Origin of the sequence: Fibrobacter succinogenes subsp. succinogenes S85 (genome assembly GCF_000146505.1) — a bacterium.
Lineage (GTDB): Bacteria > Fibrobacterota > Fibrobacteria > Fibrobacterales > Fibrobacteraceae > Fibrobacter > Fibrobacter succinogenes.
Genome location: NC_017448.1, coordinates 3,086,410 through 3,103,247, shown reverse-complemented (window position 1 = coordinate 3,103,247; position 16,838 = coordinate 3,086,410). Strand labels below are relative to the sequence as shown.

Here is a 16,838-nt window from a genome sequence, read left to right as displayed (position 1 = left end):
TCGCCTTAACTAAAAGAAATTTTCTACAAACACCTCCATAAAAAAATCCGTCCCCAATAAGGAGACGGACTTAAATTTTTCAGAAAATTAGCGATTAGAGAGCAGCGAGGAACTTACGAGCCTTGTCTGCGAATGCGCGATTGTCACCATAGATATGGAGCAAGCGTTCTGCCGTAGCCTTAGCCTTGTCGCTTGCACCGAGCTGCTGGTACACGAGTGTGAGCTTCCACATGGCGTCTGCAACCATCGGGACCTCGTCAGCCGGTTCGTCCTTCTGATAGCGGTCTTCCTTGTCACCAGTGCGCTTGCCGAATTCAGCAATGTACTTTTCGAGGAAGTTTGCTGCGGCGGAGAAGTCGCCCTTTTCCATCTTCACAGCGGCAAGACCGTGCATGGCAGCCGAACGCACGAGAGCGACGGAACCAGCGTTATCCAAAGAGTTCTGGAAGAGGAGAGCAGCGCCATCATAGTCGCGCTTTTCATACTTGATGTTTGCAGCGAGGAGCGAAGCCTTGGCGAGAGCAAGACCTTCAAGCTTGCCAGAAGCAATCTTGTTTTCGAATTCAACGAGAGCGCTATCCTTTTCGCCTGCATAGAGGTAAGTAAGGCCCATACCGATGAGTTCGCTCTGTTCAGCAGCAGCCACCTTGCGAGCTTCCTTATACTGGACAATGCCAGCGATAATTGCGAAGAGGATAACAAACGCCACAGCGATCTTCGTACCGTGCTGGACAAAGAAGGCTTTAAGTTCAGATTGGTTATTATTAGATTCGTTAGCCATAATTAAGCTTCCATGTTTAAAATTTTCTCGTAGACCAATCATAGAAAAAAAAATAAAGGTTGTCAGTAAATCTTGACAAGAAATAATCGTTTTACTATATTTGTCCCCGTTCGCCGCTCTAGCTCAGCTGGTAGAGCAGCTGATTCGTAATCAGCAGGTCGGCAGTTCAAATCTGCTGGGCGGCTCGAAAGACTCCTCGGATACAAGTCCGGGGAGTTTTTCTTTTATGTTTCAAGAGCCTTTTTGTAAGATTTTCAGCAAAAATGCGTGTCTTGCGAAACCCGCCCTAAATAACTAAATTTGGCACTCTATGAATCCGAATGGCGCAATAATTGTACAAAGTAACCTCGAAATTATGGTCGAGGTCGATAATCCTAATTACACTACCGCACGTGATGCAATCGCTCCTTTTACAGAGCTTGTCAAAAGCCCAGAGCACCTGCACACTTACAAGATTTCTCATTTGAGCTTGTGGAACGCTGCCGCAACAGGCCTCCGCGCTCCCGAAGTTCTCGAAAGACTCGAGAGCCAGAGCCGCTACCCCATTCCGCCGACGGTCGTCACGGAAATCGAAGACTACATGGCTCGTTACGGTTTACTTCGTTTGAAAAAAGAAGACGACCGCTTGTTGATGGAATCTGATGATAAATTAATGTTCCTTGAAATTTGCAAGCTCAAGGACGTTGAACCTTTTATTATCGAGCACATTGACGATACGCACGTCGTCGTTGACCCGGAACGTCGTGGTCATTTGAAAATGGTCCTCACCAACGCTGGTTTCCCGGTCGAAGACTTGGCCGGTTATACCGTTGGCGACCCGCTCCCCATCCAGCTCCGCGAAACAACCGTTTCCGGCAAGCCGTTCAAGCTCCGCGATTACCAGAAGGATGCCGCACAGGTATTCTACGCCAGCGGTAGCGAAAAGGGCGGTTCCGGCGTGATTGTTCTCCCCTGCGGTTCCGGTAAGACGGTGATTGGCCTTGCCACGATGGCTTTGGTACAAACTAAGACTTTGATTTTAACGCCGAACATTTCGTCTTCTCGTCAGTGGATCCGCGAAATCTGCGACAAGACGAACCTTACGCTTGACCAGGTCAAGGAATACTCCGGCGAAGTGAAGGAAATCGGTCCGGTGACCGTTGCCACGTACCAGATTTTGACGCAGCGCAAGCGCGCCAAGAAGGGCGACGAAAACAAGGAAGGCAAGGAACCAGAAATGACCGAAGAAGAGGTCAAGAAAGAACTTGCAAACTTCCCGCTTTTCAGCCAGGAAAAGTGGGGCCTCATGATTTACGACGAAGTCCACTTGCTCCCGGCTCCGGTGTTCCGCTTGAGTACCGAAATGCAGGCCACTCGCCGCCTGGGCCTTACGGCAACGCTCGTCCGTGAAGACCACAAGGAAACCGAAGTGTTCAGTTTGATCGGACCGAAAAAGTTCGACATTCCTTGGCGCATCTTGGAAGCCCAGGGCTGGATTGCCACCGCCGACTGTAACGAAATCCGCATCCCGATGGATCCGGAACTCAAGATGAAGTACGCCCTTGCTCCGGTGCGCGACAAGATTACACTCGCAAGCACGAACCCCGAAAAGACGGACATCGTCGAACGCTTACTCAAGTACTTCAGCAAGCCCGATGACCGCGTGCTTATCATCGGCCAGTACATTGACCAGCTTGAAGCACTTTCCGAAGACTTGCAGATTCCGCTGATTACCGGCAAGACGCCGAACAAGGAACGCGAAAAGCTTTACGGAGCCTTCCGTTCGGGCGCGCAGAAGAACCTCATGGTCTCGAAGGTCGGTAACTTCGCTATCGACTTGCCGGACGCCAACGTGCTTATCCAGATTTCGGGTACGTTCGGTAGCCGCCAGGAAGAAGCCCAGCGCCTCGGCCGCGTATTGCGTCCGAAGAGCGACGGCGGCGCCGCCCACTTCTACAGCATCGTGACGCAGGACTCCAAGGAACAGGAATTCGCGATGAACCGTCAGCTGTTCCTCACGGAACAGGGCTATGCCTATAAAATCATCAAGCGCGGCGACTGGGACATTCTTATGAGGACGCCCGAGGAACTCGCCGCAAGAGCATAGTCTCGTTAGAAGCGTCGTCTAGCAAACGCAAAAAGCTCCGCCATCGCGGAGCTTTTTTGTTTTGTTCCAAGCATTCCCCGTCAAGCGGGGAGAGCGAGGATAGCGAGGTTACTTCTTGTAGTAAGCACCTCGAGCATTCGACGAGCCACGGACCGGGCGACCCTTGAGGTCAAAGGTGCGATCTGCGCCCACTTTTATGACCCTGGCCGCACGCGTGTTCATGTGCCCGATAGCTGTAGATTTCGCAATTACCACTTCAACCTTTTTCGCTTCGAATGCGTTCCAGTTGTCACTTCCTTCGACCTTGTAATAGACGGTATAGGTCTTTGCGTCCGTAGCAGTTGGGATTTCAGAAGAATACTTCTTACCATCGAGGCTGTAAAGCAATGTGCCGAAGTTGGTCTTGCCCGCCGTTACAAGTTCCTGAGATTTACCGCTGTAAACGAGCTTTTCCTTGGCAACCGGAGCATCCACGGAGACATCAGCCTTTGCGATTTTCACTTCGACCTTTTTCGCCTCGTACGCATTCCAGTTGTCACTTCCTTCGACCTTGTAATAGACGGTATAGGTCTTTGCGTCCGTGGCGGCTGGGATTTCAGAAGAATACTTCTTACCATCGAGGCTGTAAAGCAATGTGCCGAAGTTGGTCTTGCCTGCCGTTACAAGTTCCTGGGCTTTGCCGTTGTAAACGAGCTTTTCCTTGGCTGCCAGAGCTTCCACGGAGACATCAGCCTTCTTGACTGTCAGCGTGCCTGCGGCATAAGTAATCTCGTAGTTGCCGGAGGTCAATCCACTTGGCGTAATCGTATATTCGCCGACTTTGTCGAGCTTTTTGTAGTTGTAGCTATACGTGAGCTTACCACCCAGAACACTTGCGGTTTCATCACCGATAAAGCCGCTGTATTCCACGCCGTCATTTGCAGGTTCATCGCCGTAGACGATGATTTTGTTCTTGGCGGTGACGGTGAGCGGAATCTTGGCGATAGACACTTTGATTGTTCGCGGCAAAATCACATTTTCGCCGTCTTTGTCCACCCTATAATAGACGGTATAAGTTTTTGCATCGGTGGCGGTGGGGATTTCGGTGCCGTAATTTTCACCATCGAGGCTGTAAAGCAACATTCCGAAGTTGGTCTTGCCTGCCGTTACAAGTTCATGCGACAACTTGTTATAGACAAGGTCCTTTACAGCAGCAGGCTCGGTGAAACTAATGCCGACAGCGCCGTAGTTTTCAGTAACGTCGCTACCGTCAACACCAACGTTAGTGGCATTTTCCACGCCATTCACGGTGCAAGCGGTGTAGAAGTTGTTCTCAAGTTTAGAGTTTTCAGTTTCTCCAACCACGGCGCCATAATATTCTGGTGCAGAAACCGTGACATTTTTTGCAATGTTGTTACTGATAAAACCCTTCCAACTGTGACCCACGATGCCGCCGAAAAATCTACTATCCACGCCCGTGGTAGTCAGCGTGGCGGAACTGGTATTACCCGATACCGTACCGCCATTTTGACCCACGATGCCGCCGAATTCACGATCATAACCCGAGCCCGTTAGCGTAGCGGAACTGGTACAACCCGATACCGTACCGCCGTTATCACCCACGATGCCGCCGAAAAATCTACTATCCACGCCCGTGGCAGTCAGCGTAGCGGAACTGGTACAACCCGATACAGTACCGCCATTAACACCCGCTATGCCGCCGAAAAATCTACTATCCATGCCAGTGGCAGCCAATTTAACAGATTTTTCTACAGTGCAGTTGCGGATCGAGCCCTTGCTTTCCCCCGCAATACCGCCAGCATAATGGTTTGCCGTAATTTCTACATCGGCGACTTTGACATTCTCGACTTCGGCACCTTCGTCGAGATAACCGAAAAGTCCTTGATAATAGTCTTTGGGTTTGTTGATGCGGATGCCGCTGATAGTATGGCCATTGCCATTGAACTTGCCATTGAATGGAAGCTTTTCATTTCCGATTGCGGTGTAGTTGTTTCCGTTGTCAGTTTGGGTAACATCGTAAACAATGTCCTCGACAACCTCGAAGTACGTGTCCTTGAAATCATTGCCGGAATTGACTGCCAAAGCAAGCACACTCAGTTCCGCTGCCGAAGCGATAGTATAGGGGTGTTCCTTGGAACCATCCCTGCCGTCATCCCCGCCCCATAATATTTTGGAAATCGTAGCGGAGATTTCGACATTTTCGCTCGGCATCGTGAAGGTGGCGGATTTTCCATCGTTTGCAATAGAGGCCGTTACGCCGGTAATTTCACCTATGACCTCATCGATTTTTGCGGTAGTAAGCGTCAGGGTGTATGTTTCGCCAAGCCTGTAGTATTTGATTCCACCAATAGTGAGGTACGGTTCACTGATATCAAAACCTTCAGGAACAGTCACCGTATGGAGTTCAGAAGCCGTTGCAGCGATTTCGACATCCCTGTTCGGCATATTGAAAGTGGCGGTCTTTTTTTCGCCAGCAAAATTGATTTCGAGGGTGAGCGTTTCGCCAGCCTTGTAGTAATTGTGCCGGTCATTGTCCGTATAGATGGATTTTTCTGGAGTTACGATAGAAAAACCTTCACCGAGGGTAACGGCGTGAATGCTTACGGCACCGTTGTTTTCCGTAACGTCACCGTGACCGGTACCGACATTGGTAGCGTTCTCCACGCCAGCCACAGTACAGGCTATGTAGAAGTTGTTATTCAGAGTTCCTTCATCATTATTGCCAACTATGGTTCCGAGACGGGATGAGGTTGTAAGAACATAGGCCCCTATGACTAGGTTGTCTTTCAAAACACCGCCTGCTGCATTATCACCCGCTATGCCGCCGATATCATGAGAAACGCCCAGGGATATCAGCGTAGCGGAACTGGTACAGCCCGATACCGTACCGGTATTATTACCCACTATGCCGCCGAAAGAATTGCCCGTGAATACGATTTTAACAGATTTTTCTACAGTGCAGTTGCGGATCGAGCCGCGGTCGTTCGCCCCTGCAATACCGCCAGAAACTTGCTCTGCCGTAATTTCTACATCGGCGAGTTTGACATTCTCGACTTCGGCACCTTCGCCGAGCCAACCGAAAAGTCCTTGATTATAGCCATTGGGTTTGTAGATGCGGATGCCGCTGATAGTATGGCCATTGCCATTGAACTTGCCATTGAATGGATGTTTACTATCTCCGATTGCGGTGTAGTTGTTTCCGTTGTCTGTTTGGGTAACATCGTAAACAATGTCCTCGACAACTTCGAAGTACATGTCCTTGAAATCATTGCCAGAATTGACAACCAATGCAAGCTCATTCAGCTCCGATACAGAGGCGATAGTGTAGGGGTGTTCCTTGGAACCATCCCTGCCGTCATCCCCGCCCCATATTTTGGAAATCGAGGCTGACATTTCGACATTTTCGCTCGGCATCGTAAAGGTGGCAGATTTTCGGTCGGCAGCAATGGTGGCTGTTACACCGGTAATTCCATCGATAAATCCATTTACTTTTGCATTGGAGAGCGTCAGGGTGTATGTCTCGCCAACCTTGTAGTAATTGACACCTTCAATGATCGCAAAAGCGTCGCTGATGGTAAGATTTTCAGGAACACTCACGGTATACACCTCGGCAGTCGTAGCCGTGATGGTAACGTTTTCGCTCGGCATCGTGAATGTTGCGGATTTTTTGTCGGCAGCGAGGTTTATCGTTACGGTCTCGTTGGAAGCCGTTACGCCGGTAATCGTATTTATGATTTCATTTTCCTTGGCTGTCAGGGTGTATGTCTCGCCAACCTTGTAGTAATTGACACCTTCAATGATCGCAAAAGCGTCGCTGATGGTAAGATTTTCAGGAACACTCACGGTATACACCTCGGCAGTCGTAGCCGTGATGGTAACATCTTCGCCCGGCATCTCGAAAGTGGCGGTTTTAAAGTCGGCAGCGAGTTTTATCGTTACGGTCTCGTTGGAAGCCGTTACGCCGGTAATCGTATTTATGATTTCATTTTCCTTGGCTGTCAGGGTGTATGTCTCGCCAACCTTGTAGTAATCGACACCTTCAATGGTCGCAAAAGCGTCGCTGATGGTTAAATCTCCAGGCACGCTCACCGTATAACCAACGACAGTCGAGGGGAATTCGGCGGTGATTGTAACGTTTTCGCTCGGCATCGTGAATGTTGCGGATTTTTTGTCGGCAGCGAGGTTCATTGTTACGTTCTCGTTGGAAGCCGTTACGCCGGTAATTTTTTCAATGATGCCGTCTTCGTTTGCAACGGTGATGGTGCAGATTTCGCCAGCCATGTAGTAGGCGTTTTTGTCATTGTCCGTGTAAATCGGGCTTTTAGGACTTGTGATAGATATGCCTTCGCCGAGGGTGACTGCGTGAATACTTACGGCACCGTTGTCATCTGTAACGTCGTAGGAGACTTGTTGATGCTGATAGAACGCTTTTTCATCAGCAGTGCCGACGTTGGTTGCATTCTCAACTCCGGCAAAAGTACAGGCGGTGTAGAAATTATTACTTAGGCGACCACTGCTGTTAATGCCCGCAACGGCACCGTAACCACTTCCGGTGGAAATGGTAACGCGGATTACTAAGTTACCGCTGAGTGTTCCTTGATTATAACCCGCTATGCCGCCACACATACGCTGAACATTTTTGAATAAAACGGAGTCTACAATACAGTCACGAATTTTGCCTTCATTATGTCCCGCAATAGTGCCGACCTCTTCGTAAGCAGAAATGACTGCATCAGCTACTCTTAGATTCTTGACTTCTGCATCCCCGCCAAGAAAGCCAAAAAGACCTACACGAGAAAAATACTCATCAGAATTGATGCGGATTCCGCGGATGGTTTTGCCATCACCATCAAATATGCCATTGAACGTATATGTGTAACCTGAATAATCATCGTAGATGCCGATTGGGGTGAAATTATGCTCGGTACTGGAGGATGCATTTTCCCACTTGGTTTTGTGAGAGTATTCGATATCGGTGGTAAGCTTGAAATATTTGCCCTTGAAATCATTGCCAGCGTTCACACGTTCTGCAAGGGTGTTCAAGTCCTCAACGGAGGTAATTTTATAGGGGCTTTCTTTGGTACCGTCACCGTTGTCCCATTCTTTAACAATAGAAGCGATAGTCGCCGTGATTGTAACATCTTCGCTCGGCATCTTGAAAGTGGCGGATTTTTTGTCGGCTTCAAGCGTTGCTTCGACACCGGTAATTCCGTCTATAATTTCGTTTGCGTTTGTCGTGGAGAGCGTCAGGGTGTACTTTTCGCCAGACTTGTAGTAATTGACACCGCTGATAGTCGCAAAAGCGTCGCTGATGGTAAGATTTTCAGGTACACTCACAGTATACACCTCGGCAGTCGTAGCCATGATGGTAACATCTTCGCTCGGCATCTTGAAAGTGGCGGATTTTTTGTCGGCTTCAAGCGTTGCTTTGACACCGGTAATTCCGTCTATAATTTCGTTTGCGTTTGTCGTGGAGAGCGTCAGGGTGTACTTTTCGCCGGACTTGTAGTAATTGACACCGCTGATAGTCGCAAAAGCGTCGCTGATGGTAAGATTTTCAGGTACACTCACGGTATAGGCATCGACCGTCAGCACCACGGTGATGTAGTTGAAGAACTTGTTTGCCGGAACCCTCACTCCGATGGAGGTTGAGTTTGGGGCGATGTTGGAGGGGGAAGACGCTTTCACAGTATTATTTTCCTTGAACGTCACGCTTTTTAAGTAAAAGCCCTCTTTGCCCACCTTCACCTGGAAATCCGTTTCTTTTTCTTCGGTGCTGAAAGCAGTCGAGACTTTGTTTCCTTTTTCGTTTTTGTTGGTCTTGTCCAATTCTTGATTGGGCGTGAAAGTGATGCCATAACCATCGTTCATGGTGTGCCCTTCGTTCGCAGGCCAAAGGACGCCTATGCCATTCGCCCAATCGCAAGCGGTTTCACCGTCCGCGTTGGTAATATAGGCATGTGGAATAGTGCCTGTCACTGAAATTTTGTAAGTCAAGGTGACATCCACTGCCCACGCGCTCGAAACGAACGCAGAAAGGAGGAAAATTGCCAAAAATGCGAATATTTTGATGTTTTTCATAGGGTAAAGCATCCCATTTTATGTTAATTCGCGTCAAATTTAAAAAAGAGGTAAAAAAAAATAAATAGCCCAAATGGGCTATTATTAGGGTTATTCTGCCGCTCCTGCTCACGGGCTATTTTAAAAGTCACTGGAATTTTCTCCCTTTGACCGTCAGCACGACGTGACTGGGCGTTTCCTTACTTCACGGCAATTCTTGCGGTACGAACCATGCTATTGCTTTCGACTCGCACCAGATAATTGCCTCGGTTCAAATGAGCGAGGCTAATGCTCTTTGTGCCATTCACAGGTTCCGCAAACGTTTCGACCAGATGACCGGTCAAGTCGAACACCTGCACACGCACCATCGAAGATGCCGGCAACGAAACCGTCAGCGCATTGTTTGCATAGCCAAACTTCACGCCGTTCATTGCCACCGTCACAATCTTAATGGTCTTTTCGCTCGAAGAGGATTCGGCCTTTTCGCTAGAGCTGGAAGAGGATTTCACTACACTGCTGCTGGATTCCGTTGCGTGGCTCGAAGACGATGCCACAGAACTCGAGGATGTCACAACACTAGAGCTGGACGAAGCAGCAACGACATTGATCTTTCCCGATACCGTCGTCTTTTCAGAATAGACATCCGTCAGTTCAAACGTATAAACGTATTCCTTGGCAGCCGCTTTGGAGTTCACCGTACCAGAAATCTTGATCAGCTTGTTTTCTTTATCTTGCTCCACCTTCAAATCAGCAGGGAATCCCTTACCGTTAATAAATTTCACATGATCGTACGCATAGACAATCGGGGTAATCGCTTCACCGGCAACAACCGTTTGGTCATCACTACCTTCGACAAGTTCGAACTTCAGTTTCACAGGAGTGACATTGATCGTAGCCTCGGCAGAGGCATCATTATCACTACCGTTCACAGAGAGCTTAACCGTATATGGGCCCTTAGAATCTTCGCTCACCAAACCAAAAACAATCACCGATTTAGTAGCGTTATCAACCTCAGCCTTGAAGCCGCCCGGGAAGCCGGTAACGCTTTCAATTTTTACGACATTTTCGAACTTGAACACAATCGGTTCGATCGAATCGCCGGCGGTCACCGTCTGCGTTTCATTTTCAACAACAGATACACTCGTCACGACAGACTTATGAATCACATCAACGTTTGCAAAAGCGGTATCATTGTTATTTTCACCAATTGCAATAATTCTTATCGTGTATAATCCACCCTTCAAATTCTCATCAACAGTTCCACTGCACGTGAGCTTATTTCCTTCTACACTATACGCAAACAATCCTTTTAACGATCCTTCGAACTTAAATGAAGATAAACTTTCATCGTCACGAACATTTGCAAACTCGAACACGACAGGCTCAATCTCATTGCCCGCCAGGACTTCCTGTCTTGCTTTTTCACTAACAAGCTTTATTGATGTGCGAGCCTTGCCACTTTTCACAACAATCGTTCCCGACATGCTCTTTTCATCGCCTTGGTCGTTCTTAACAGTGACTTTGTATTCATAATCACCAGACATTACATCGCTATTTACAGAGCCGACAATCATGATTTTATGTTTTTTTTCATCAATATTCTTTACAAGTCCAGATGGGAGTCCACTCACGCTATAACTTGTTATTCCCTCGTAATCGAAAACGATAGGTGTAATAGACTTACCCGCAGTGACTTCCTGATTCACGTCACCGCTACTTTCATTCCATTTTAAAGACAACGTTTCTTCTTTTTCCAGCACAGTGAACTCGAATTCTGTCTTGGCGAACTTGCCTTCGTCGTCTTGGACTAAAATATAAGCCTTGACCGTTTGGGTAATAAGATCCCTGTCAATCTTCCCAGAAATTTCACAAACAGAGCCAGTCCATTTTTCCGTCAAGCCAATCTCAGAAATGTTACCCGATTGATGTTTGTTTTCATCCATACCGTGATACCAAATCTTAATCGAAGCAATTTCATCACCCGCATTCACGGTCTGAGTAAATTTGCCTTCCCCCGCCAGAATTTCTTGCGTGATTTTTTCCGAAGCCTCATACGTTTCAGCGGCATTTGCTACCGCAAAGAACAAGGCAAAAGCCAACGCCATGAATTTTTTCATACAGCCCTCCATTTTTCGCCCCTAAAAAGGGCCAAGGTCACCTACTAAATTGCAAATATAAAAATATTGAAAGAGCCGCATTCCCTGCGGCTCCATTCCGATTACTTTCCGAGCAATCTGTGGTTCACATGCGCTTCGACGACATTCACCACGTAGTCCCCCAGCTTTTCGCAGTCGTTCACCACATCCATGTAATGCACGCCTATCTGGTAGCTGTAGCGCTGCGCATTGATATCTTCGATATTCAAGTCCTTGAGCATCTTGCGGTAATCGTTGATTTCAAATTCAAGCGTCATCGTATTCGAAGCCTTCGTATGCGGCTTGTCCTCGATAACATCCACCATCTGCACTAGCGCCTGGTCGCAAAGTTTCATCATGTTTTCTATGCGGCTGTACTGTTCCTCGGTAAAATCTTCCTCAAGATGGAACTTGCGGTTGATGGCGCGAGCCATGTTGTAGCAAGCATCGCCGATACTTTCGATTTCAGAAATTTCCTTCTGCATGCACTGCAACATCGTCTTACTTTCGATACTCAAGCGACCGCCGCTGACCTTGTTCAAGTATTCACCAATTTCAATTTCAAATCTGTCGCTGATACCTTCGTACTTTTCGATGCGGGCGAACAGCTTTACAAAGTCCTCTTCATTTTTCATCTTGAGGAGGTCCGGCAAGAAGCGGAACATCTTGAGAGTGCGTTCTGCAAAAACGTTAATTTCCTTGCGGGCTTCAAAGAGCGAAAGTTCTGCCGTACTCATGAGGCCACCGCTGATAAACTTGATACGGAAATCTTCGCCGTCGTCCTTTTCCTTGATGATCTTGCAAATGAGATTTTCCATCGGCTTAATGAACCAAATCAACAAGAGCACATTGCACAGGTTAAATGCCGTGTGGAATCCAGAAAGTGCATACGTCACACGCACACTTGCATGGGCGATTTCTTCTTGAGTTTGCGGCACAAAATTAGGGTCAAAGCCAACAAAATGGCAAACCATGTTCACAAACGGGTGGAACAAAATCAGCACCCACACCACACCGAACACGTTGAAGAGCATGTGCGCCAAAGCCGCGCGCCTAGCCTGCGTACTTGCCGATAACGCCGCCAGGTTCGAGGTCACCGTCGTACCGATGTTTTCGCCCATCACAAGCGCAATGCCCTGGTAAATCGGGAGCACGCCACTAGAGCAGAGGATAAGCGTAATCGCCATGATGGCCGCCGAAGACTGCACGCACATCGTAAGGATACCGCCCAAGAGCAAGAACAAAAGCGTGCTCCAGATGCCGTAGCCGCCCGTCGAGGCAAAGAAATCAATAATCGTCTGGTTATGCGAAAGGTCCATCGCCACCGCGTTTTCACGGAGCGTCGTGAGCCCGAGGAACATAAACGAGAATCCGAACACAAATTCGCCAAAGCTCTTGACGCTATTCTTACGGACGTAGGTAAGCACAATGCCAAGCGCAAAGAACGGCCACACCACGCTACTCATGTTGAACTGGAATCCGAAGATTGACATGAGCCAAGCCGTTGCCGTCGTACCGATATTTGCGCCCATAATAACAGGAATGGCCTGCCTAAGAGTAAGCAAGCCAGCGTTCACAAAACTAACAGTCATGACGGTAGTCGCAGTCGAAGACTGCACAGCAGCAGTAACGGCAGTACCCGTAAGAAGTCCACCAAGCCTATGCTTGGTCATAGTTCCAAGAACAGTACGGAGATGTCCACCAGTAAGCTTTTGCAAGCCTTCACTCATCGTCTTCATGCCAAACATGAGGAGAGCAAGGCAACCGATCATCTTGAGAATCATAAGAGTCATAGGTCAATCCTATAGAAGCGCCTCTTACCGGGGTCATCGTCGCTGCCTTTCAGCTAGTCCGGATTCGAAACGTAGTTGTTTTTTTGTTTTTTAGAACTATGTAAAAAATAGAAATCCCCCTTTGATTCGTCAAAGGGTGGATGCTTACATTTTTAGTAGGATGCTTCTTGTCATGCCCGCCACCAAACGGGCATCTCCATCTAAGCAATCCAGCACTACCTTACAGTCACAACCCTTGCCTGCGAGCCACTGCGGACGATGTAGCGCCCTGCCCTCGGGACTGCAATATTCACCGACGGGCCATGCGCACGGACGGACTTCACCAAGCGCCCCTGCATATCCATCACGAGCACCGGTCGATTTCCAGAAAGCCCCGAAACCGCAATGTTACGAGCAACCACCTGAACACTTAACGGAGCAGCCTTCGCCATCACCGGAGATTTCGGAGTCGCCACAGGACCTTCACCACTTCCCGACCCCTGATTATCCGTAGAATCGGCAAAAATCACGTTTTCCTGGAAAACGATTTGATCAACAAAACTCGTATCAAAGTAGTCCTCCACCACGTTCACCTTACAAGCCGTGGTCGTATCGTGCGCAAGCTTCGGCAAGCAATCACCAAAAATCCACGTCAAGCCACCGGTCTCCAAATCCATAGAAGCCGATTTCAGTTCATCAAAGGTCTTGGCTTCGACATTCCTATAAACCTTAGAAGTATCATCCAGGGAGATTTTCACAATCGCAGGAGCATCCACCAAGCCCTTGCCATAATAATTGCGTTCTATATAAGTAAATCCCTGCCAGTCATGAACAAGCGCACCAACACCATTACCCGTCAACGTATCGGTATAGCTATAGCTACTGTACAGTTGGCCGTGTTCGACCGATGCAAGCACGCCACCAGTCCATTTCTTGGACGACGGACCTTCATTCTTCACAACACCCCTATTGTAGATTCCATGGAATATGCCAAACTTTCCATAGCCCGCAATACCGCCCGCATACGAGCTGTCTTTCGACGTTTTGACATACACGGGGCCATAGTTAAAACTCTCCAAAAAGTTTGCACCCGGAGTCGGCTTTTCCAAGCCCCTAACAGGCAACCCTTCGTACCATCCAACAAGGCCACCCGCATAGGCGACAGTGCCACCCAAGATATGCACGCGGCCCCAGTTCCCGAGCCTATCCAATGTCGTAGAAGAATCGATTCTACCCGCGATACCGCCCGCATAGACCTTAGCAGAGGCAGACGATGCTTCAACAAGCCCCGTATTCAAGGCATCCATAACCTGCAAGCGGAAAGAATAGCCGACAATGCCACCCGCCGCTACGGAATATTCGCCAGAACCGAGAATCGCCCCAGTGTTCGATGCATTCTTGACAATTCCATTATTAAAGTAAGAATAACCCACAATGCCACCGGCCAAGCGCCCCGAGACCTTGCCCGAATTGGACGCCCCCACAATAAATCCATTGCTTTCACCAGCAACGCCGCCCGCCTTATCCGAGGCGTAAACCGGAGTATTCTCGTTTGCCACCTCCAACATCGTGCCGTAACTGTTAGCGACAATACCACCCGCAACGTCACCGCCGCGAACAAGGCTGTTCCGGATTTTCACATTGCGAATAGCGCTATTCTTTTTTAACGAAATCGCGATTCCAGCCGCAGACATTCCATAATCATTTGCAAAACGGCTGTTTGCAATCGTCATATTATCAATAACGGCACCCTCGGCCAAGCAATAGAACATTGCTCTAGACATGTTCAACCCGTAAACGGTATGGCCTTGTCCGTCAAACATCATGTTAATGCAAAGTCCGCTCGTATCAATAGACATCTTGCGCATAGATAGGTGCGTAGAATCCTCACCCATCACAATATCGTTTGCAAGTTTGACCTTGAACATTTTGTATCCAAAGGACGAGCCCATTTCCAACAAAGTCGCAAGTTCATCAGCAGTCTTTATAGTGTAAACAGCAGTATCATTCACGATTTCTGCAGACGGAAGCGCATACGTTTGCAGATCAAAGAAAAGTGAATCGTTTTTATACAAGCTGTCGAAAGTCAATACCGGGTATCCACCACGGCGCACCCACAATTTGCGGTCGGAAACCTTACCATTTTGGGTGTTCAACATCGCAAGTATTTCATCGTTTTGCAATGCGGAAGTAGCTCTTCCACAATCCGGATCATCCGCCGTTTCGAAATAGTTTTTTCCAAACGATTTTACATCGGCAAGAGTCTTGTCAAAATAAGTATTGCTTGGAACTGCGGCCTCAAGCGAATAGCCAACAACACCACCCACAGTGTCACCCGTAATTTCCGGTGTAGCACTATAAGCATTAGAAATGGAGGCTGTCGGATAACGGTTCAAGCCCACGATACCGCCCACATAGCTACCACCATAAACAAGCTTGCCCTTTGCCAAAATTTTTCCACGATTGTAAACATCGCTGAAAACAATGGCATCACCATAGCCCAGGAGACCGCCCACATTCAAAGCCTCGGACACACTTGACGTATCCGCAACAACGCCAGTCACACAGCCATAATTAAACGACTGCACAAATTTCGGATCATCTACAACATAACCTTCCATCCGCCCTGCAAGTCCACCGACATGGGTGCGAAACGTACCTCCGCCATAGACATTGCCACGGTTCTTAAGCTTTGCAAAACCGCTATATACATTCATATTGGCCAAACCGATGACACCGCCCACAGACGTTTTCGTCAATTTGCCAAAGCCATGAGCAACAACGGAACCTCGATTAAGGGCATTAGTAATGCTCGACCGGTCCGCATTTCCAACAACACCGCCAACCATGAAGTCGCCATTTTCAATCCTGTTATCAAAAACAGCAAGCACATTCCCTTCATTCAACAAGTCACGATTTTCACCGGAGTACTTTCTAGGCAAAGAATGTTGCCCTGCAATTCCGCCCACATAAGAAGCCGCGGCCCAAGTAGATTTCGCCGTATCCGAAGCAAATGTAACCTTTGATGAAACTTCTCCATAATTTTGAAGATTTTCGATATTTCCATCAACTTCGCCAGCAATGCCACCTACATACGCCCATTGAGCCAAAGACTCCATTTCGATTTTTCCGCGATTGACGCAATTTCCAATGGCAGTGCCAAAGTCCACTGTAGAATACGCCACAATGCCGCCAAGATGTTCAATCATTTGCTCTTTTACATTTGGATTTTCAACCGTATAAACTCGAGCAGAATTTGAGCAACCATGAATTTTACCCGCAGAAAAACCGGCAATACCACCAACATAATAGCTACCGCCAACGGAGCCGCCTATAACATGGCTATTAAGGATAAGAGCATGTTTACCATCGGACCCATACGGGCTTGATACGTTAGCAGCAATGCCTGCCGCATCATAAGCGCTACGGACATCCGTAGCAATCACATTTACATTCCAAAGGGACCCATCCAAAATATCCGCAATTGATGCCGCACGAGTCACGGAATCGCTACCAAAAGAACCATGCACCACGCTGACATCGTGAACAGAACCTGCGCTCATGCCCACTTCGCGGAACAAAGCATTTTCAGCATTCAAACCATAAATGGAATGTCCACGTCCATCAAAATCACCCGTAAACATCGACTGCTCTTTATTACGGACCCAGCGTTTTTCGCAAAGTTTTGAAGTATCCACCCCGAATACGACATCATTTTTCAAGTAAGCCTTGAGGGACTCATCTCCGGCCTTACCCACTAGCACAGAATCCAAGAAGCCAATCAGTTCCTCCGGAGACGTGATTTCATAAAAGTTTTGCCCGTCCTTTTCAACGACTTTCGGCACTTTCGCCGAGCCATCCCACGCCGCCAAAGAAACCTGAGCGCAAGTAGCCACCATAATAGCTACCGCTGCATAAAACTTTTTGGACATAAACACTCCTTCCAAATTACCTACAAGCTATAATATACAAAATATATTACGGACAAAAAAAGCCCGACCGGG

Annotated in this window: 6 protein-coding genes and 1 tRNA gene; 2 read left to right on the top strand and 5 right to left on the bottom strand. The window is 48.2% G+C overall.

The genetic code is table 11. The features are described 5' to 3' along the window. Positions 1 to 94: 94 nt before the first annotated feature. A complete protein-coding gene (locus FSU_RS12755; protein WP_015732216.1) occupies positions 95 to 781 on the bottom strand; it encodes a tetratricopeptide repeat protein in 687 nt (228 codons plus the stop codon). A gap of 112 nt (positions 782 to 893) precedes the next feature. On the opposite strand from FSU_RS12755, the gene FSU_RS12750 reads away from it, so the two are divergent. After that, positions 894 to 966: transfer RNA gene (locus tag FSU_RS12750), tRNA-Thr, on the top strand. 125 nt (positions 967 to 1,091) lie between these two features. Continuing rightward, positions 1,092 to 2,867 carry a DNA repair helicase XPB gene (locus tag FSU_RS12745; protein ID WP_014546795.1) on the top strand — a complete coding sequence of 592 codons (1,776 nt, stop codon included), beginning with the start codon at positions 1,092 to 1,094 and terminating at the stop codon, positions 2,865 to 2,867. Positions 2,868 to 2,975: 108 nt separating this feature from the next. Here the strand turns inward: FSU_RS12745 and FSU_RS12740 are convergent, their stop codons facing one another. The 4 genes from FSU_RS12740 to FSU_RS12725 form a co-directional block, all read right to left on the bottom strand. Beyond that, the gene (locus FSU_RS12740; RefSeq protein ID WP_244263640.1) at positions 2,976 to 8,948 is read right to left on the bottom strand and encodes an MBG domain-containing protein; all 5,973 of its coding nucleotides are present in this window, start codon (positions 8,946 to 8,948) and stop codon (positions 2,976 to 2,978) included. Positions 8,949 to 9,127: 179 nt separating this feature from the next. After that, on the bottom strand, positions 9,128 to 11,044 hold the full coding sequence (locus FSU_RS12735) for a T9SS type A sorting domain-containing protein (protein WP_015732215.1): 1,917 nt from the start codon (positions 11,042 to 11,044) through the stop codon (positions 9,128 to 9,130). 101 nt (positions 11,045 to 11,145) lie between these two features. Continuing rightward, a complete protein-coding gene (locus tag FSU_RS12730) occupies positions 11,146 to 12,855 on the bottom strand; it encodes a Na/Pi cotransporter family protein (protein ID WP_014546792.1) in 1,710 nt (569 codons plus the stop codon). A 215-nt stretch (positions 12,856 to 13,070) separates the two neighbouring features. Beyond that, the gene (locus tag FSU_RS12725) at positions 13,071 to 16,766 is read right to left on the bottom strand and encodes a hypothetical protein (protein ID WP_014546791.1); all 3,696 of its coding nucleotides are present in this window, start codon (positions 16,764 to 16,766) and stop codon (positions 13,071 to 13,073) included. Positions 16,767 to 16,838: the final 72 nt, after the last annotated feature.